Source organism: Micromonospora sp. HUAS YX12 (assembly GCF_040215685.1).
In the GTDB taxonomy this organism is placed as follows: domain Bacteria; phylum Actinomycetota; class Actinomycetes; order Mycobacteriales; family Micromonosporaceae; genus Micromonospora; species Micromonospora tulbaghiae.
Genome location: NZ_CP157974.1, coordinates 260,077 through 277,413, shown reverse-complemented (window position 1 = coordinate 277,413; position 17,337 = coordinate 260,077). Strand labels below are relative to the sequence as shown.

The window sequence follows — 17,337 nt, the reverse complement described above, 5'->3', positions numbered from 1 at the left end:
CCGCAAGATCGGTGCGAAGTGTCGGATATCCGGCGTGGGATCATTGGGGCATAGAAATATTACGCTGAGTATGGATACTGGCGGAGGTGGAGCAAGCTGTCATTGCGGCCCTCCTCGTGGTGGGCCTGATCATCGGCGCCGGTGTCGGCGCGTCCTACGCGCGTGCGAAACGCGGCTGGACGGACTACCAGACGATCCGGACCAGCGTCCCCGGTGCCCGGCGCAACGCCTGGCTCGCGATCCGGGGCGTGGTCGTCAAGCTCGCGGTGATCGCCCTGCTGCTCGTCGGCGCGGCCGCGTACGCGGCGTCCGGCGGCGGCGAGGAGCGAGCCGGTCCCACGCCGAGCGCCACCCCCACCCCGAGTCACCGTCCCGGGCGCTAGCCTCGGGGAGTGGACGACGGACTGCGGGTCACCGATCGGCTCGTCGTGCCCGCCGCCGAGCTGCGGGAACGGTTCTCCCGCTCCTCCGGGCCGGGCGGGCAGGGAGTGAACACCACCGACTCCCGGGTGGAGCTGAGCTTCGACCTGGGCGGCTCGCCGAGCGTCCCGGAGACGCTGCGGGAACGGGCGCTGGCCCGGCTCGCCGGTCGTCTGGTCGGCGGCGTGCTCACGGTCACCGCCAGCGAGCACCGCGCCCAGCTGGCGAACCGGGAGGCGGCCCGCGAGCGGATGGCGGCGCTGCTGCGCGAGGCCGTCGGCCCGCCACCGAAGGCGCGCCGGCCGACCCGCCCGTCCCGTGGCGCGAAGGAGCGCCGCCTGGCCGAGAAGAAGCGTCAGTCCCAGCGCAAACGCGACCGCCGGGTGGACGGCGACTGACCGAAAACCCGTTGAGCCGCCGAGCACACCGATCGGAGAATTCCGCCTCGTGATCGACTTCTCCGTCAAGCCCACGCTCACCGGCGAGCGGGTGGTGCTGCGCCCGTTCCACGACGACGACCTGCCGGCGCTCGCCGAGATCCTGGCCGACCCGGAGGTGGCCCGCCTGACCGGCAGCCCGGCCGGCGAGACGTTCGAGCCGGCCCGGCTGCGGGCCTGGTACGGCACCCGCAACAGCCAGGACGACCGGCTCGACCTCGCGGTGGCGGACCGGGCCGGCGGCACCTGCGTCGGCGAGGTGGTCCTCAACGAGTGGGACCGGGCAAACGCGAGCTGCAACTTCCGCACGCTGATCGGCCCCGGCGGGCGCGACCGCGGGCTCGGCACCGAGGCGGTCCGGCTGATCGTCGGGTACGGCTTCGAGCAGCTCGGCCTGCACCGCATCGGCCTGGAGGTGTTCGCGTTCAACCCGCGTGCCCGGCGCGCCTACGAGAAGGTGGGCTTCGTCGCCGAGGGGACGCTGCGCCAGGTGCTGCGCGACGGCGACGGCTGGGTAGACGCCACGGTCATGTCGATCCTCGCCCCGGAGTGGAACCGGCACCGGGGGCATCCGGAGGGTTGAGCCGGCCGGCGCCGGCTCCGACCCGCGCCGCCCGGCCCCCGGTCAGGGGTGGCCGGCCGGCGCCGCCCGGTCCAGCGCGGCCAGCAGCCGGGCCCGCAACCCGGCGGCGCGCTCGGCGAACCCGCGCTGGGCGGCGGCGTACTCGGCCCGGCCCTCCGGCGTCTCCACCCGCACCGGCGGGTAGCCCAGGTCGGCCAGGTCGTAGGGGCTGGCCCGCATGTCCAGCGCCCGGATCTCCCGGGCCAGCGCGAAGCAGTCCGCCACCAGCTCCGACGGCACCAGCGGCGACAGCTTGTACGCCCACTTGTAGAGATCCATGTTGGCGTGCAGGCAGCCCGGCTGCTCCAGCGTGTGCTGACCCTCCCGGGTCGGCTGGAGCACGTTGAGCGGCCGGGCCGGCGCGGTGAAGAACCGGAACGCGTCGAAGTGGCTGCACCGCACGCCGCGCTCCTCGACCACCGCCGCCGTCGCCGCCGGGCTCAGCCGCAACGGCCAGGCGTTGTGCCGTACCTGCTCCTGGGTCTGCCGGTAGACCATCGCCCACTCGTGCATGCCGAAACAGCCGAACTGCGCCGGGCGCCCGGCGGTCGCCGCGAGCAGCGTACGGATCCAGGCGATCGACTCGGCGCGCCGCGCGCGTACCCGATCGGTGTCGAGGGTGAGCCCGGCGGCGCTCGCGGTGTAGTCCGGGCCGAAACCGGCCGGATCGGCGTCGCGCAGCACCACGCCCGCACCCGGATGCCAGCGGCGCAACTGCGCCGGGCGGTGCGAGTAGTAGGTGAACAGGAAGTCCTCCACCGGGTGCTTCACCCCGGTGCGGCGGCGGGCCAGGTGCGGCGTCAGCCAGGCGTCCACCCGCGCCTCGTGGGCGTGCCGGCGCGCCTGCCAGTCGGCCAGGTCGAGCGCGGGGGCGAGGGCGGCGGTCACACACCCCAGGGTACGACCGCCGCCCGTGCCCGGATCACGCCACGTCCACCCGCACGCCCGCGGAGAAGACGCCGCTGCGCAGCTCCAACCGCTTCGGTGGCTCGTCGCCGCGCATGGTGAACACCAGTGGCAGCAGCACCCGCCGCCCGGCGGCCACCGGCTGGGAGAAGACGTCCCGGCCCAGGTTCGCCACCCGGGTCGCGTCCTCGTCGGCTGCCACCCAGTTGCCGCTCGGCAGGTACGCGCGCTGCAACTGTCCGTGCCAGGTCTGGTCCTCGTTGGTGAGGTTGCGCACCCCGACCGTGGCCAGGCACGGCCGGCCGCCACCGGGCGCCGGTGGCAGGACGTCGGCGCCGCAGCTCACCCGGTAGACGGTGAACTCGAACGCGGTCTCGCGCAGCGGCTGGCCCAGCGCGCCGGTGACGCTGTTGCCCACCCACGCGCCGCTCGTCGGCTGCTTGGTGGTGTCCACGGCGGCCACCCGCTGCGTGGCCGACCAGGCCGCCGCGCCGACCACACCGGCGAGCACCGCCGCCGCCACGCCGACCACGAGCCAGACCGGCGGCCGGCGACGGCGGCTCGCGGGTGACGGCACCGCGGTACGCGGATAGACGGTGCCGCGCTCGGCCGGACCCTGGCCCGGTCCGCCCTGGCCCGGTCCGCCCTGGCCCGGTCCGCCCTGGCCCGGTCCGCCCTGGCCCGGTCCGCCCTGGCCCGGTCCGCCCGGCATGCCTCGGCCGGGTACGCCGCTTCCGGGGGCGCCGGTGTGCACGGCGCCGCCTCCGGGCGTACCGGTGGGCGTCGCGGCGCTTCCCGCGGCCGTGCGCCGGCGGCGGCGCCAGACCGCCCACCACAGCACACCGGCGGTGACCACCAGCAGCGCGGTGAACGCGGCGAGCAGCACCGGCGGCCGCCGCCAGGCCGGGGCGGCGGTGACCTGCGCCGCCGGGGCCGTCGCGGCGCCCACCCAGGTCGCCGTGGCGCAGTCGAACGGGCGGGTGCCGTCCGTGCCGTAGACGCAGGTGGGTGCGGTCACCGAGCGGCCCGGACCGGAAACCGATAGCGCGGTGTGCAGCGTGGTGGTGCTCTTCGCCGGCAGCCGCAGCCGCCAGGTCACCTCACCGGCGCTCATCCCGGCGGGCCGGCTGGCCCGGCCGCCGCCGGTCACCGTGGTGGCCCGCGACCCGTTCGGCAGCTCCTGCCGGACCAGCGTGTCGACGGGTGCCGTGCCGGCGTTGCGGACCTCGATCCGGTAGCCCGGCGCCGGGGTGCCCGACGCGCCCACCGCCACGCTGACTGGGGGCATCGACGGCCGGACCGGGGCCGGGCCGGTGGTCGGCACCGCCGGGGGCACCGCCGGCACGCCGGTCGGGATCGGGGTGGCCGCGGCACCGGGGATGACCGCCGGTGGTGGGGCCGGATGGGCGGGGGCGGCGGCCGCGCGGGGCGTCGCCGGGGACAGCGCCGGTACGGCGGCGATGACGCCGAGGCAGTTCACGAACACTGCCAGGGCCCTGTGGTGTCGTCTCGATGCAGGCATACCAACGAACCTCCGGACCCGAAGCTATGGGCCGCGGCCCGCCGGGCGGGTACGAAGCCGCCATTCCCGCCCCGTCCGGCGCGATCTCGCATACCCTGCGCGGCTCCTGCCGGTCGGTGCCGCCGGCGGCCCGCGAGGGTGGGGCGTGCGGCGGCCGGGGTGTGGCGCCTGCCGGTGTCCGCCGGGCGGCCCGCGGGCGGGGGATAGATTGGCCGGGTGCGTATCGCTCGTTTCGCTCATGCCAAGGGAATGTCGTTCGGGGTCGTCGAGGGCGAGCCGGAGGCCGGGCCGCAGGGCCTGACCATCGCCGAGATCGAGGGCCACCCGTTCGGGCAGATCCAGTTCTCCGGCGCCCGCTGGGCGCTCTCCGACGTCCGGCTGCTGTCGCCGATCCTGCCCAGCAAGGTGGTCTGTGTCGGCCGTAACTACGCCGAGCACGCCGCCGAGCACGGCAGCGAGGTGCCGAAGGAGCCGTTGCTCTTCCTCAAGCCGTCCACCTCGGTGATCGGCCCGCGCGACGCCATCCGCCTGCCGATCTTCTCCAAGCAGGTCGAACACGAGGCGGAACTCGCGGTGGTGATCGGCGCCCCGGGCGCCCGCCGGGCCGACCGGGCCGCCGCCGAGCGGGCCATCTTCGGCTACACCTGCGCCAACGACGTCACCGCGCGGGACCTCCAGCGCTCCGACGGGCAGTGGACCCGCGCCAAGGGCTTCGACTCGTTCTGCCCGATCGGGCCGTGGATCACCACCGGGCTCGACGTCAGCGACCTGGAGATCCGGTGTGAGGTGGGCCGCAACCCGGAGGAGATGGAGGTACGCCAGCTCGGCCGGACGAAGGACATGGTGTTCGACGTTGCGGGACTGGTGTCGTACATCTCGCACGTGATGACGCTGCTGCCCGGCGACGTGGTCCTGACCGGCACGCCGGCGGGGGTTAGCCCGCTCACCGAGGGGGATACGGTCACCGTGCGGATCCAGGGGATCGGGGAGCTGAGCAACCCGGTGGTCCCTGTCGCCTGATTCGCTCCGGTGCCTCGTTTCCGCTGGTCAGGTGGGTTTCGAGGGGTTGGATTTGGCCTGTCGGCACCGGGAGGGTAAAGTTCATTCCCGGCGCCGCAAGGGGCCAATGGGGTATGGGGTAATTGGCAGCCCGACTGATTCTGGTTCAGTTAGTCTAGGTTCGAGTCCTGGTACCCCAGCGCAACCGAGGGTTCGCGAGAACCCTCGGACGCTGGATTCCGGCAGCTCACGCTGACGGAGTGCAATGAAGGTTCTGGCCCCGTCGTCTAGCGGCCCAGGACGCCGCCCTCTCAAGGCGGTAGCGCCGGTTCGAATCCGGTCGGGGCTACAGCACCGACAGCCCGTCCCGTCTCACGGGGCGGGCTTTCTGCTGTCCGGCCACCTGCGCAGGGTGACCCCCCTCGGCGGTGCCGGACGCGATGCCGCTAGACTACTGCCACACCGCCCGGCAGGGTGGTGAAGCAGGAAAAGTGCCTGGCCCCGTCGTCTAGCGGCCCAGGACGCCGCCCTCTCAAGGCGGTAGCGCCGGTTCGAATCCGGTCGGGGCTACATCCACGAACGGCCCGTCTCGCCACGCGAGGCGGGCCGTTCCGCATTCCCCGCCCTGCCCCGTCCCCCGCCCCGTTGATCATGAAGTTAGCGGCAATCGGGGAGATCAAAATTGCCGCTAACTTCATGATCAACGCGAGGGGTGGGGGTGGGCGGGCGCAACCTCGGGGTGGGTCAGAGGCCGGACAGGCGCTGGCCGGCTCGGACGACGGCCATGGCGTGGCGTTCGCCGGGGCGGCGGCCGAGGCGCTCGATCGGGCCGGAGATGCTGATCGCGGCGATCACCCGCCCGGTCCGGTCGCGGATCGGCGCCGAGACGCTCGCCACACCCGCCTCCCGCTCGGCGACGCTCTGCGCCCAGCCGCGCCGGCGCACCTCGGCCAGCGTGCGGCCGGTGAACTTGGAGCGGGGGAGCAGTGGCATGACCGCCTCCGGTGGCTCCCAGGCGAGCAGGATCTGCGCCGCCGAACCGGCGGTCATCGGCAGCACCGAGCCGACCGGGACGGTGTCCCGCAGGCCGCTGGCGCGCTCGGCGGCGGCCACACAGATCCGCTCGTCGGCGCGGCGCAGGTAGAGCTGGGCGCTTTCGCCGGTGGCGTCCCGCAGCGCGGCGAGCAGCGGCTCGGCGGCGGTCAGGAGCACGTCCGGGGCCGCGTTGGCCAGCTCGCCCAGGCGTGGACCCGGGCGCCAGCGCCCCTGGGTGTCCCGGACGAGCATCCGGTGGATCTCCAGCGCCTGTGCCAGCCGGTGCGCGGTGGCCCGGGGCAGCTTGGTGCGTTCAACGAGTTCGGCCAGGCTGGCGCCGTCGACACAGGCGGCCAGGATGACCACCGCCTTGTCGAGAACGCCGACACCGCTCATACTGTGTCCCACAAGCCGAAATTTACCTCCCAGAATTTAGGATGTCCAGATGGTGGGAGTCACTCGACCGAGGACCCTGGCCGAGAAGGTCTGGGACGCACACGTGGTCCGCTCCGCCGCCGGCGAGCCGGACCTGCTCTTCATCGACCTGCACCTGCTGCACGAGGTGACCAGCCCGCAGGCGTTCGACGGGCTGCGTCTGTCCGGGCGCGGGGTCCGCCGTACCGATCTGACGATCGCGACGGAGGACCACAACACCCCGACCGGGTACGACGACCCGGCGTTCCGCTCCCGGCGCGGCGACCTGCTCACGATCGCGGACCCCACCTCCCGCACCCAGATCGAGACGCTGCGCCGCAACTGCGCCGAGTTCGGCGTCCGCCTGCACCCGCTGGGCGACGAGAACCAGGGCATCGTGCACGTCATCGGCCCGCAGCTCGGCCTCACCCAGCCCGGCATGACGATCGTGTGCGGCGACTCGCACACCGCCACCCACGGCGCGTTCGGCGCGCTGGCGTTCGGCATCGGCACCAGCGAGGTCGAGCACGTGCTGGCCACGCAGACGCTGCCGCAGGCCCGCCCGAAGACCATGGCCGTGAACGTCGTCGGCGAGCTGGCGCCCGGCGTCACCGCCAAGGATCTGGTGCTCGCGCTGATCGCGCAGGTCGGCACCGGCGGCGGGCGCGGTCACATCGTCGAGTACCGGGGCGAGGCGATCCGCGACCTCTCGATGGAGGGGCGGATGACGATCGCGAACATGTCCATCGAGTGGGGCGCCAAGGCCGGCATGATCGCGCCGGACGAGACCACGTTCGCGTACCTGAAGGGGCGGCCCAACGCGCCCCAGGGCGACGACTGGGACGCGGCGCTGGAGTACTGGCGGACGCTGCCCACCGACGAGGGCGCGACCTTCGACACCGAGGTCACGCTCGACGCGAGCCGGATCACGCCGTTCGTCACCTGGGGCACCAACCCCGGGCAGGGCGTGCCGCTGGGCGCCACCGTCCCGGACCCGGAGGAGTTCGTCACCGAGCCGGAGCGGGTCGCCGCCCGCCGGGCGCTGGAGTACATGGACCTCACCCCCGGCACCCCGCTGCGCGACCTCGCGGTGGACGTGGTGTTCGTCGGGTCGTGCACCAACGGCCGCCTGGAGGACCTGCGGGCCGCCGCCGAGGTGCTGCGCGGGCGGCGGGTCGCCGACGGCGTACGCATGCTCGTGGTCCCCGGCTCCGCCGCGGTCCGCGAGGCGGCCGAGATCGAGGGGCTGGACAAGGTCTTCACCGAAGCCGGCGCCGAGTGGCGCTTCGCCGGCTGCTCGATGTGCCTGGGCATGAACCCGGACACGCTGAAGCCGGGTGAGCGTTCCGCCTCGACCTCCAACCGCAACTTCGAGGGCCGCCAGGGCCGGGGCGGGCGTACCCACCTGGTGTCCCCGCCGGTCGCCGCCGCCACCGCCGTGGTCGGCCGGCTGGCCGCCCCCGCCGACCTGTAGAAGGGCAGCCGACAGATGGACAAGTTCACCACCCACACCGGCACTGCCGTGCCGCTGCGCCGGTCCAACGTGGACACCGACCAGATCATCCCCGCCGTGTACCTCAAGCGGGTGACCCGGACCGGATTCGCGGACGGTCTGTTCAACGCGTGGCGGGAGGACCCGTCATTCGTCCTCAACGATCCCGCCCATTCGGGTGCGTCGATTCTGATCGCCGGCCCCGAGTTCGGCACCGGATCCTCCCGGGAGCACGCCGTCTGGGCGCTGCGGGACTGGGGCTTCCGGGCCGTCATCTCGCCTCGCTTCGGTGACATCTTCCGCGGCAACGCGCTCAAGGAAGGTCTCCTTCCGGTCGAGCTGGAATTGAGAGCCGTGGAAGAACTGTGGGATCTCGTGGAATCCGAGCCGACCACGCCGATCACTGTCGACCTCGCCGCCCGTCAGGTCCACGCCGGTGACGCCACCTGGGCGTTCCCGCTGGACGACCACAGCCGTTGGCGGCTGATGGAGGGCTTGGACGACATTGGACTCACCCTCCGGCACGAGGCCGAGATCAGCGCGTACGAGGCCGCCCGACCGGCGTTCCTGCCCTCGATCGCCTGACTCCCAGCGCTATTCGCCCCCACCGGTGCATCCGGTGGGGGCGAATCCGTTGCGACACAAGGGCTTTTTTCCACCGAATGTTTGTGTCCAGGCAGCACAGGGCATACCGTGCGCGCAGAATGGCTCGCGTCGAGTCAGTTGCACAATCGGGAGGAAGTCGTGAACAAGGCCGAGCTCATCGAGGCGCTCGCCGTTCGCCTGGGGGACCGGAAGACGGCGACGGCCGCGCTCGACGCGGTTCTCGCTGAGGTCCAGGCGGCGGTCACCAAGGGCGAGAAGGTGGCGATCACCGGTTTCGGAGCGTTCGAGAAGCGCGTCCGGGGAGCCCGAACAGCGCGCAATCCGCGTACCGGCGAGGCGGTGAAGGTCAAGAAGACCTCCGTCCCGACGTTCCGGGCGGGCGCGGGCTTCAAGGAGATGGTGGCCAGCGGCAAGGTGCCGAAGGACACCGCCGCCGCGAAGAAGACCACCGGTGCCGCCAAGGCCACCGGCGGCCGGACCACCGCCGCCGCCAAGAAGACCACGGCGGCGAAGGCCACCAAGACCACCGCGACCAAGAAGGCCGCGCCGGCGAAGAAGGCCGCCGCGACCAAGACCACGGCGGCGAAGAAGACGACCGCGGCGAAGTCCACCGCGGCGAAGAAGACCACCACCGCGAAGAAGACGACCGCGGCGAAGTCCACCGCGGCGAAGAAGACCACGGCGGCGAAGAAGGCGCCCGCGAAGAAGGCGCCGGCCAAGAAGGCCGCCAGCCGGCGCTGACCGGACGGCCCACGAAAGGGCGCCCACCGTTCGCGGTGGGCGCCCTTTCGCATGGGTACGCGTTGACCGCCCGCCGTCGCGCCCCGCAGAATCGCCGTGCCGAAAACCCCCGTCGGTCACGAGAAGAGGCGCCCCGTGCGGCACCGTCACCTCTCCACCCTCACGCTCGCGCTGGGTATCGCGGTCCTGCTGGACGTGCTGCGGGTCTGGCTGCCGTCGGTCATCACCCTGTTCGGCCAGGCCGCCGAGACACCCGCCGAGCTGCTCGGCGCGTTCGCGCTCGGCTGGTTCCTGCTCGCCCTCGCCGCGCCCACGCTCGTACGCCGCATGGGTGCCGCCTCGGTCGGACTCGTCGCCGCGGGTGTGCTGGCGTCGGCCCGGCTGGCGCTCACCGCGCAACCCGGCGGCCCGGCCCAGCTCTGGCTGGCCTGCGCCGGGCTGCTCGCCGGCCTCGTCTGGCTCGCCGCCGTCGCCGCGTCGGTTCCCCGGCCGGTCGCCGGGCTGGCGCTCGGCCTGGCCGGGAACGCGGTCGGTCACGCCCTGCTCGGCACCGAGGATCTGGTGTGGCGCGGCGGCGTGCTCGCCTGGAGCCTGAGCGCCCTGCTGGTGCTGGCGTTCCTGGCCGCGTCGGTGGCGGTACGGCGGGAGCGCACGGCGGCGTCGAGTGCGGATGACGGCGGGTCGCGCGTGTCCACGCCGGGCCGCCGGGCCTGGTTGCTGTGCGGGCCGGCGTTGTTGCTGGCCGGTCAGGTGGCGCTCGCCCCGGCGATCTGGAGCGCCGCCGCCGGCACCGGATCGCCTGACTTCCCCGGTCTCGCCCGCCCGGCCGGCGGATCGCTGTGGGGCGCGCTCGCGGTGTTGCTGTTCCTCGCGGCGGCACTGTTCCGGACGCCGGCGCGCGTGGCCCGGGTGCTGTGGCCGCTGGCGCTGCTGGCCGGGCCGGTGCTGTTCGTGACCGGGCGTCTCGTCCCGGCGTACCTGCTCACCGCCGCCGGTCTCGGCGGCTGCCTGGCGCTCACCGACACGGCCGCCGGCGACGACCGAGCCGCCGCCCGCGACGAGCGAGGCGGTGGCGGCGACCGGACCGGGACGGCCGGGAACGGCGACGACGGGCGGGCGGGGGCGCGGCGCGGACGTGCGGCGGTGCTCGGGATGCTGGTGTTCGCGGTGGCCACGGTGGCGTACTACGCCGCCTACGACCTGGGGTACCCCAACGGTTGGGCGCCGGTCGCCACGGCCGTCCTGGTGGCTCTGGTGGCGGCTACGGCGCCTGTCCGACCCGCCCCGACGTCGCCCGGCGCGGCATCACCCGGTCCGGTGCTGCCCGCCACGGTCCGGGTCGCGGCCCTGGCGGGGCTCACCGCGCTGGCCGGGCTCGCCGCCGCACTGCACGTGCCGCCCGCGCAGGCCCGGGCCACCACCGCACCGGCGGCGGTACGGGTGGCCGCGTACAACATCCGGATGGGGTTCGGCCTGGACGGCCGGCTGGACCTGGACGCGGTGGCCCGGGTGTTGCGCGGCGCGGACGTGGTGCTGCTCAGCGAGGTCGACCGGGGCTGGTGGCTCAACGGCGGCCACGACACGCTGGCGTTGCTGGCCGGGCGGCTGGGGATGCCGTACGTCTTCGCGCCCGCCGCCGACCCGCTGTGGGGCGACGCGGTGCTCAGCCGCTTCCCGATGCGCTCCGGGCAGACCCGGCGGCTGACCGCGCACGGCGCGCCGACCGGGGCGCAGGCCCTCGGCGTCACACTCGACCTCGGCGGCCGGGAGTTGGCGGTGGTGGGCACGCACCTGCAACCGCCGCCCGGCCGGGATCCGGTCGAGCAGGCGGGCGAGGTGGCCGCGTTCGCCGGCCGGTACGCGAACGGCCGTCCACTGGTGCTCGGCGGCGACCTGAACACCGAGCCGGACGACCCGGCGTTCGCCGAGTTCACCCGCTCCGGGCTGGTGGACGCGCTGGCGCCGGCCCGGCCGCTGCGGACCAGCCCGGCCGACGATCCGCGCACCCAGATCGACCACGTCTTCGTCTCGCCGGGCCTGACCGCCGGTGAGGTACGCGCGCCGCGCACCGAGGCCAGCGACCACCTCCCGGTGACGCTCACCGTCACGCTGCCCTGAGCCGGCGCCGCCGCCGCACAACCGGAGCCGCTCACAACCGGAGCCGCTCACAACCGGAGCCGCTCACAGCCGGTCGGCGGCGACCAGCCGGTCACCGGCGAACGGCAGCAGCCAGCCGCCGCCCTTGGCGGTGGTGAAGTCCACGTCCACGCGGCCGGTGAGACGTTCCAGCGCGCCCGGGATCACCTTGCCCTGGCTGCACACCGCGACCGTCTCGACGGCCAGCGCCAGCGCGGTCAGCCGGGCCGCGGCGGCGAGCGCGCACTCCTCGACCTGCTGGCCCGGCGCCGGCTCGTCGAAGTCGCCGCAGACCTCGATCGGCAGGTCCAGCCGGGCCGCCGCCGGGTCCAGCGTCTGCACGCAACGCCGGGCCGAGGCGGACAACAGACGGGCCGGGCGGACCACCGCCACCAGCGGGACCAGCGCACGTGCCTGGGCCCACCCCTGCTCGTCCAGCGGGCGGCCGTGGTCCGGGCCGGTCCAGGTGCCGCGCTTGCCGGCGTGCGCGTGCCGGACCAGCAGCACCGTCGCGGTGACCGGCGGCAGCGCCGCGAACGCGGCGATCACCTCGGCGTCGTGCGGGTAGCTGACCCGGCGTACCGCGTCGTCGACCGGGAACCAGGCCACGTCGTCGACCTCGGTGCCGGGCTGGAAACCGCCGGTGCCGGCCGCCCGCATGGACCAGTAGTCGACCGCCTTGGCGAGACCCTCGCTGCGGTAGCGGACGGTGGGCAGGCGTACCTGCGGCACGGCCCGTACGTCGCTCTCCTCGGCCACCTCGCGGACGGCGGCCAAGAGCGGATGCTCGCCGCGGTCCAGCTTGCCCTTCGGCAGCGACCAGTCGCCGTACCGGGGGCGGTGCACGAGGCAGACCTCGACGCCGGCCGGACCCGGGCGCCACACCACGCCACCGGCGGCCCGGATCCGCACCGGTTCGTCGTCGCTCACCCGCTCACCGTATGCCCGCCCGGCACGCGCCACGGCCCGCTCAGTCCGCCCGGCCGCCGACCCGGCGCAGCAACAGATCCTGGAGGTGGGTCAGCCGCACGTCGCCGTCGCCGGTACGCCGGTGCCAGGTGCCGTCGGCGGCCAGCTCGAACGCGTCCACGTCGGGATCGAACGCGGCGGTGAGGACGTGGTCCAGCTCGGCCCGGGCCACCGGGTCGCTCACCTGCACCAGCGCCTCCACCCGGCGGTCCAGGTTGCGGTGCATCAGGTCGGCCGAACCCATCCAGAACTCGGCGTCGCCGTTGTTGCCGAACCGGAAGATCCGGGAGTGTTCCAGGAACCGGCCGAGGATCGAGCGGACCCGGATGTTCTCCGACAGGCCCGGCACGCCCGGCCGCAGCGTGCACATGCCGCGGATCAGCAGGTCCACGTGCACGCCGGCCCGCGACGCCCGGTAGAGCGCGTCGGTGATCTCCTCGTCCACCAGGGAGTTCACCTTGAACTGCACGAGCCCCGGCATGCCCAGCCGGACGTGTTCGATCTCCCGGTCGATGCGCTCGATCAGGCCGCTGCGGATGCCCTGCGGCGCCACCAGCAGCCGCCGATACGCGGTCTGCCGGCTGTAGCCGGTGAGCACGTTGAACAGGTCGGTCAGGTCGGCGCCGATCTCCGGGTCGGCGGTGAGCATGCCGAAGTCCTCGTAGAGCCGGGCGGTCTTCGGGTGGTAGTTGCCGGTGCCGATGTGGCAGTAGCGGCGGATCTGGTTGCCCTCCTGGCGTACCACCAGCGCGGTCTTGCAGTGCGTCTTGAGCCCCACCAGGCCGTAGACCACGTGGCAGCCGGCCCGTTCCAGCGTGCGCGCCCAGCCGATGTTCGCCACCTCGTCGAAGCGCGCCTTCAGCTCGACCAGCACCACCACCTGCTTGCCGGCGGCGGCCGCGTCGACGAGCGCGTCCACGATCGGGGAGTCGCCGCTGGTGCGGTAGAGCGTCTGCTTGATGGCGAGCACGTTCGGGTCGGCCGCGGCCTGCTCGACGAAGCGCTGCACGCTGGTCGCGAACGAGTGGTACGGGTGGTGCACCAGCACGTCGCCGTCGCGCAGCGTGGCGAAGACGCTGCGCGGCACCTCACCCTCGGCCAGGCGCGGATGGGTGGCCGGCACGAACGACGGGTCCTTCAGGTCGGGCCGGTCGGCCTCGCCGTAGACCTGCCAGAGCGCGGACAGGTCGAGCAGGCCGCGGACCCGCAGCACGTCCTGGCCGTCCATGTCCAGCTCGCGGACCAGCAGCTCCAGCATGTGGTCGGAGATGGAGGCGGCGACCTCCAGGCGTACCGGCGGGCCGAACCGGCGCCGGGCCAGCTCCCGTTCCAGCGCCTGGAGCAGATCCTCGTCGCGGTCCTCGTCCACCTCCACCTCGGCGTTGCGGGTCACCCGGAACAGGTGGCACTCGACGACCTGCATGCCGGAGAACAGCTGGCCGAGGTGCACCGAGATGAGGTCCTCGACCGGCAGGAACCGCACGCCCGGCTGGTCGCGGTGCACCCGGACGAACCGGGGCACGTTGTTCGGCACCTTGACCCGCGCGAACAGCTCCGAGCCGCCGTCCGGGTCGCGTACCGAGACGGCCAGGTTCAGCGACCGGCCGGAGATGTACGGGAACGGGTGCGCCGGGTCGACCGCCAGCGGGGTGAGCACCGGGAAGATGTGCTCCCGGAACCAGGTGCGCAGCCGCTCCCGCTCGGCGTCGTCCAGGTCGCTCCAGCGCAGTATGCGGATGTCCTCGGCGGCGAGCTTCGGCAGCACGTCGTCGACCAGGCAGGCGGCGTGCCGGGCGACCAGGTCGGCGGCCTTGGAGGTGACGAGGTCGAGCTGGGTGCGCAGCGGCAGCCGGTCACCGCCGCGTACCGGCAGGCCGGCGGAGAGCCGCCGCTTCAGCCCGGCGACCCGGACCATGTAGAACTCGTCCAGGTTGCTGGCGAAGATCGCCAGGAACTTCGCCCGTTCCAGCAGCGGGGTGCGCGGATCCTCGGCGAGTGCCAGCACCCGGGCGTTGAAGTCGAGCCAGGACAGCTCCCGGTTGAGGAAGCGGTCCTCCGGCAGCGGCGGCGCGGCCGGCGGGCCCGCCTCGGCGGGGGTCTCGCCGGCCGGGCCGGGGCCCTCCACCGGGTCGAGCGGCTCGTCCAGGCCGGTCGCGCCGGTCGCGTCCGGGTCGGCGTCGAGGCGCTCCTCCGGGGGCCGGGGCTGGCGGAACCGCCCGTCCGGGCCGCGGGTGGGGCGGCCGTTGCGGGGCGTGCCGGGGTCGAGGATCGGTGGCGGGCCGTCGGGGTGCTCGCGAGGGGTGCTCACCACCTCATGATTCCCCGATGAGGGTGAACGGAAAATGAACTCGGGCCAGGTTGTTCAGGCCATCGTCGGCAACGTCACCCGGACCACCTCGCCGTCGGCGTCCCGCTCGATCCGGACACGCTGCCCCAACCGGAGCAGCCGGAGCCCGGAGGCGTCGAACGCGCGGGCCGGGAACGCCAGTTCGGTGCCGTCGTCGAGGAGCAGCACGCCGCTGCGGGTCGACGCGTCGTAGGTCGCCACCGTGCCCTGCATGCCAGCACCGTACTCCACCGCTGCGGCGACCCGGGCCAGCAGCGCGGCGGTGCGCGGCCCCACGCCCAGCCCGGCGGCGTCGGCCAGGTCCGCCGGGGTGTCCACGTCCCGGCGCAGGCTGGGCCAGTCCCCGGCGAGCGGCAGCGCCCCGCTCGCCGCGTGCGCCGCGGCCGAGCCGGGCCCGAACTGCGGCGCCAGCGGCGCCCCGGCCGGCGCGGCGAGCAACACCGTGCCTCCGCCCGGGGCATCGGCCACGAACCCGCGTACCCCCTGGGTGGCCCGCAGCGCGGCGGCCAGGTCGGCCGGTCGCAGCGCCGGCAGGTCGGCGGTCAGGCCGGCCACGGCGGCGCGCGGCCCGGCGACGGCCGCGCCGTGCCGGAACGCCGCGTTCAGCCCGCCGCCGGGGTCGCCCGCCACGTGGGCACCCGCCGCGCCGGCCGCCGCGCTCACCCGCGGGTCGTCGGTGACCACGAGCACCCCGGCGACCGCCGGGCACGCCCGCACCGCGCGCAGCGTGTCGGCCGCCAGGGCCAGCGCCAGCTCCTCATGGGGTACGCCGGGCAGCGCGCCCCGCAGGCGGCTCTTCGCCGCCGGAAGGCGCTTCACCGGCATCACCACGGTCCAGCGGGCCTCAGACACGCCGACCATCCTGCCAGCGAGGGCGCCGGTACCCGCACTGGCCGCAGCGGGGGCGAACAGGCATGATTCTGTGCCGGGGCGCGAGGGCGGATCGAGGAGGCACTGTGGCACGGCGGAGGCTGGGGTTCTGGCGACGGCTCGCCGTGGTGCTGGTGAAGCCGCTGATGACGGTCTGGACCCGGCGCACCTGGCGGGGCATGGAGCACCTGCGCCGCGAGGGCGGCGTGATCCTCGTGCCGAACCACATCTCGCACGCCGACCCGCTCGTGGTCGCGCACTACATCTACGACGCCGGGCGCTGGCCGCGCTTCCTCGGCAAGGCCAGCGTGTTCCGGGTGCCGGTGGTCGGCTCGATCCTGCACCGGTGCCAGCAGATCCCGGTCGAGCGGGGCACCGTCGAGGCGGTCAAGTCGCTGGACAAGCTGGTCGCCGCGCTGGCCGAGGGCGGCGCGGTGGTGATCTACCCGGAGGGCACCACCACCCGGGAGCCGGACCTGTGGCCGATGAAGGGCAAGACCGGCGCGGCCCGGCTGGCGCTGGCCACCGGCGCCCCGGTGGTCCCGATCGCCATGGTCGGCCCGGAACGGATGTTCGACCCGCGTACGGCCCGGTTCGGGCTGCGCCCGCGTACCCCGGTGACGGTGATCGCCGGGCCGCCGGTGGACCTGAGCCGCTGGGCCGGCGCCACGCCGACCCGGCCGATCCTGGAGGAGATGACGGACACCATCATGCTGCGCGTCCGGGATCTGGTCGCGGAGATCCGCGGCGGCACACCACCGCCGCTCTGGCAGCGGCCCGCCCGCACCGGCACCCGGGAGGTCACCGAATGAGCGGGCACGTCGCCGTGCTGGGCGCCGGTTCCTGGGGGACCGCGTTCGCCAAGATCCTCGCCGACGCCGGGCGGGACGTGACGGTCCTGGCCCGCCGGGCCGCGGTGGCCGAGGCGATCCGGACCGGCCGGCACAACCCGGAGTACCTGCCGGGTGTGCGCCTGCCCGAGCGGGTGACCGCCACCGGTGACGCCGCCGAGGCGATCGAGGGAGCCGAGGTGGTGGTGCTCTCGGTGCCCTCGCAGACGCTGCGCGGCAACCTCGCCGACTGGACGCCGTACCTGGCGCCGGACGCCACGCTGGTGTCGCTGATGAAGGGCATCGAGCTGGGCACCACCAAGCGGATGAGCCAGGTGATCACGGAGACCGCCGGGGTGCCCGCCGACCGGGTGGTGGTCGTCTCCGGGCCCAACCTGGCGCCGGAGATCGCCGCCGAGCAGCCGGCCGCCACCGTGGTCGCCGGCACCGACAGCCGCCGGACCGCGCTGGTGCAGGCGTCCATCCGGACGCCGTACTTCCGCCCGTACACCAACGACGACGTGATCGGCTGCGAGCTGGGCGGCGCGGTGAAGAACGTGATCGCGCTGGCGTACGGCATCGCCACCGCGATGGGCTTCGGCGACAACACCCGGGCCATGCTGATGACCCGCGGCCTGGCCGAGACCGCCCGGCTGGGTGTGGCGCTCGGCGCCGACCCGCTCACGTTCGCCGGGCTGGCCGGCATGGGTGACCTGGTCGCCTCCTGCTCGTCGCCGATGGCCCGCAACCGCACCTTCGGCGAGCACCTGGGCCGGGGGGAGACGCTGGAACAGGCCCAGGCGGCCACCCGGCAGACCGCCGAGGGTGTGAAGAGCTGCCTGGCCATCCGCGACCTGGCCCGGGCGCACGGGGTGGAGATGCCGATCACCGAGCAGATCGAGCGGATCTGCCACGAGGGGATGGATCCGCGCCTGGCGGTGGACGCGCTGATGAGCCGTACCGCCAAGCCCGAGTCGTACGAGTGAGCGGA

At 74.1% G+C, this 17,337-nt stretch carries 16 protein-coding genes, 3 tRNA genes and 1 pseudogene; 13 read left to right on the top strand and 7 right to left on the bottom strand.

Going from position 1 to position 17,337, the window contains the following annotated elements; genetic code table 11:
- The first annotated feature begins 86 nt into the window (after positions 1–86).
- Genes ABIH81_RS01360 through ABIH81_RS01350 form a run of 3 tightly spaced genes read left to right on the top strand, consistent with a single transcriptional unit; the run spans position 87 to position 1,440 of the window.
- Positions 87–383, top strand: coding sequence for a hypothetical protein (locus ABIH81_RS01360; protein ID WP_349878638.1), 297 nt, complete (start codon positions 87–89; stop codon positions 381–383).
- Positions 384–392: 9 nt separating this feature from the next.
- Positions 393–818 carry an alternative ribosome rescue aminoacyl-tRNA hydrolase ArfB gene (gene arfB / locus ABIH81_RS01355; RefSeq protein ID WP_349878637.1) on the top strand — a complete coding sequence of 142 codons (426 nt, stop codon included), beginning with the start codon at positions 393–395 and terminating at the stop codon, positions 816–818.
- A gap of 49 nt (positions 819–867) precedes the next feature.
- Positions 868–1,440 carry a GNAT family protein gene (locus ABIH81_RS01350; protein WP_349878636.1) on the top strand — a complete coding sequence of 191 codons (573 nt, stop codon included), beginning with the start codon at positions 868–870 and terminating at the stop codon, positions 1,438–1,440.
- A 42-nt stretch (positions 1,441–1,482) separates the two neighbouring features.
- On the opposite strand, the gene ABIH81_RS01345 is transcribed toward ABIH81_RS01350, so the two are convergent.
- Positions 1,483–2,367, bottom strand: a complete 885-nt coding sequence (locus ABIH81_RS01345) for a 3-methyladenine DNA glycosylase (protein ID WP_349878635.1) — start codon at positions 2,365–2,367, stop codon at positions 1,483–1,485.
- A 34-nt stretch (positions 2,368–2,401) separates the two neighbouring features.
- Complete coding sequence (locus ABIH81_RS01340; protein WP_349878634.1) at positions 2,402–3,907, bottom strand: hypothetical protein; 1,506 nt, start codon at positions 3,905–3,907, stop codon at positions 2,402–2,404.
- A gap of 216 nt (positions 3,908–4,123) precedes the next feature.
- Between ABIH81_RS01340 and ABIH81_RS01335 the strand changes: the two genes are divergently transcribed.
- The 4 genes from ABIH81_RS01335 (at position 4,124) to ABIH81_RS01320 (ending at position 5,476) form a co-directional block, all read left to right on the top strand.
- Positions 4,124–4,927, top strand: a complete 804-nt coding sequence (locus ABIH81_RS01335) for a fumarylacetoacetate hydrolase family protein (RefSeq protein WP_120571218.1) — start codon at positions 4,124–4,126, stop codon at positions 4,925–4,927.
- A gap of 107 nt (positions 4,928–5,034) precedes the next feature.
- A tRNA-Gln gene (locus ABIH81_RS01330) sits at positions 5,035–5,106 on the top strand.
- A 76-nt stretch (positions 5,107–5,182) separates the two neighbouring features.
- Positions 5,183–5,255: transfer RNA gene (locus ABIH81_RS01325), tRNA-Glu, on the top strand.
- Positions 5,256–5,403: 148 nt separating this feature from the next.
- Positions 5,404–5,476, top strand: a tRNA-Glu gene (locus ABIH81_RS01320).
- Positions 5,477–5,650: 174 nt separating this feature from the next.
- Here the strand turns inward: ABIH81_RS01320 and ABIH81_RS01315 are convergent.
- Positions 5,651–6,337: an IclR family transcriptional regulator gene (locus ABIH81_RS01315; RefSeq protein ID WP_013284529.1), complete on the bottom strand. Its 687-nt coding sequence runs from the start codon at positions 6,335–6,337 to the stop codon at positions 5,651–5,653.
- 49 nt (positions 6,338–6,386) lie between these two features.
- Here ABIH81_RS01315 and leuC point away from each other — a divergent pair, with 49 nt between their 5' ends.
- From leuC to ABIH81_RS01295, 4 genes are all read left to right on the top strand, one after another.
- A complete protein-coding gene (gene leuC / locus ABIH81_RS01310; RefSeq protein ID WP_349878633.1) occupies positions 6,387–7,829 on the top strand; it encodes a 3-isopropylmalate dehydratase large subunit in 1,443 nt (480 codons plus the stop codon).
- A 15-nt stretch (positions 7,830–7,844) separates the two neighbouring features.
- Positions 7,845–8,432: a 3-isopropylmalate dehydratase small subunit gene (gene leuD, locus ABIH81_RS01305; RefSeq protein WP_349878632.1), complete on the top strand. Its 588-nt coding sequence runs from the start codon at positions 7,845–7,847 to the stop codon at positions 8,430–8,432.
- 159 nt (positions 8,433–8,591) lie between these two features.
- A complete protein-coding gene (locus ABIH81_RS01300; RefSeq protein ID WP_349878631.1) occupies positions 8,592–9,194 on the top strand; it encodes an HU family DNA-binding protein in 603 nt (200 codons plus the stop codon).
- A 135-nt stretch (positions 9,195–9,329) separates the two neighbouring features.
- Positions 9,330–11,312 carry an endonuclease/exonuclease/phosphatase family protein gene (locus ABIH81_RS01295; protein ID WP_349878630.1) on the top strand — a complete coding sequence of 661 codons (1,983 nt, stop codon included), beginning with the start codon at positions 9,330–9,332 and terminating at the stop codon, positions 11,310–11,312.
- Between the two features lie 63 nt (positions 11,313–11,375).
- On the opposite strand, the gene ABIH81_RS01290 is transcribed toward ABIH81_RS01295, so the two are convergent.
- The 4 genes and pseudogenes from ABIH81_RS01290 to cofC form a co-directional block, all read right to left on the bottom strand.
- On the bottom strand, positions 11,376–12,293 hold the full coding sequence (locus ABIH81_RS01290; protein ID WP_349878629.1) for an NUDIX hydrolase: 918 nt from the start codon (positions 12,291–12,293) through the stop codon (positions 11,376–11,378).
- A 7-nt stretch (positions 12,294–12,300) separates the two neighbouring features.
- Positions 12,301–14,445, bottom strand: a complete 2,145-nt coding sequence (locus tag ABIH81_RS01285; protein ID WP_349881270.1) for an RNA degradosome polyphosphate kinase — start codon at positions 14,443–14,445, stop codon at positions 12,301–12,303.
- A 216-nt stretch (positions 14,446–14,661) separates the two neighbouring features.
- Positions 14,662–14,859 carry a cold-shock protein gene (locus ABIH81_RS01280; protein WP_043330566.1) on the bottom strand — a complete coding sequence of 66 codons (198 nt, stop codon included), beginning with the start codon at positions 14,857–14,859 and terminating at the stop codon, positions 14,662–14,664.
- Between the two features lie 39 nt (positions 14,860–14,898).
- Positions 14,899–15,507: pseudogene (cofC, locus tag ABIH81_RS01275) on the bottom strand (2-phospho-L-lactate guanylyltransferase); the annotation flags it as partial.
- 95 nt (positions 15,508–15,602) lie between these two features.
- Between cofC and ABIH81_RS01270 the strand changes: the two are divergent.
- Complete coding sequence (locus ABIH81_RS01270; protein ID WP_349878628.1) at positions 15,603–16,328, top strand: lysophospholipid acyltransferase family protein; 726 nt, start codon at positions 15,603–15,605, stop codon at positions 16,326–16,328.
- Positions 16,325–17,332 (top strand): NAD(P)H-dependent glycerol-3-phosphate dehydrogenase, encoded by a 1,008-nt coding sequence (locus ABIH81_RS01265; protein WP_349878627.1) that lies wholly within the window; start codon positions 16,325–16,327, stop codon positions 17,330–17,332. The genes ABIH81_RS01270 and ABIH81_RS01265 overlap by 4 nt, the downstream gene beginning before the upstream one ends.
- Positions 17,333–17,337: the final 5 nt, after the last annotated feature.

What these genes read in the sequence shown, in the direction of transcription:
- leuC (WP_349878633.1), top strand. Translation starts at nt 6,387, where the DNA reads ATGGTGGGAGTCACTCGACCGAGGACCCTGGCCGAGAAGGTCTGGGAC.
- ABIH81_RS01340 (WP_349878634.1), bottom strand. Translation starts at nt 3,907, where the DNA reads ATGCCTGCATCGAGACGACACCACAGGGCCCTGGCAGTGTTCGTGAAC.
- ABIH81_RS01315 (WP_013284529.1), bottom strand. Translation starts at nt 6,337, where the DNA reads ATGAGCGGTGTCGGCGTTCTCGACAAGGCGGTGGTCATCCTGGCCGCC.
- leuD (WP_349878632.1), top strand. Translation starts at nt 7,845, where the DNA reads ATGGACAAGTTCACCACCCACACCGGCACTGCCGTGCCGCTGCGCCGG.
- ABIH81_RS01280 (WP_043330566.1), bottom strand. Translation starts at nt 14,859, where the DNA reads ATGCAGGGCACGGTGGCGACCTACGACGCGTCGACCCGCAGCGGCGTG.
- ABIH81_RS01265 (WP_349878627.1), top strand. Translation starts at nt 16,325, where the DNA reads ATGAGCGGGCACGTCGCCGTGCTGGGCGCCGGTTCCTGGGGGACCGCG.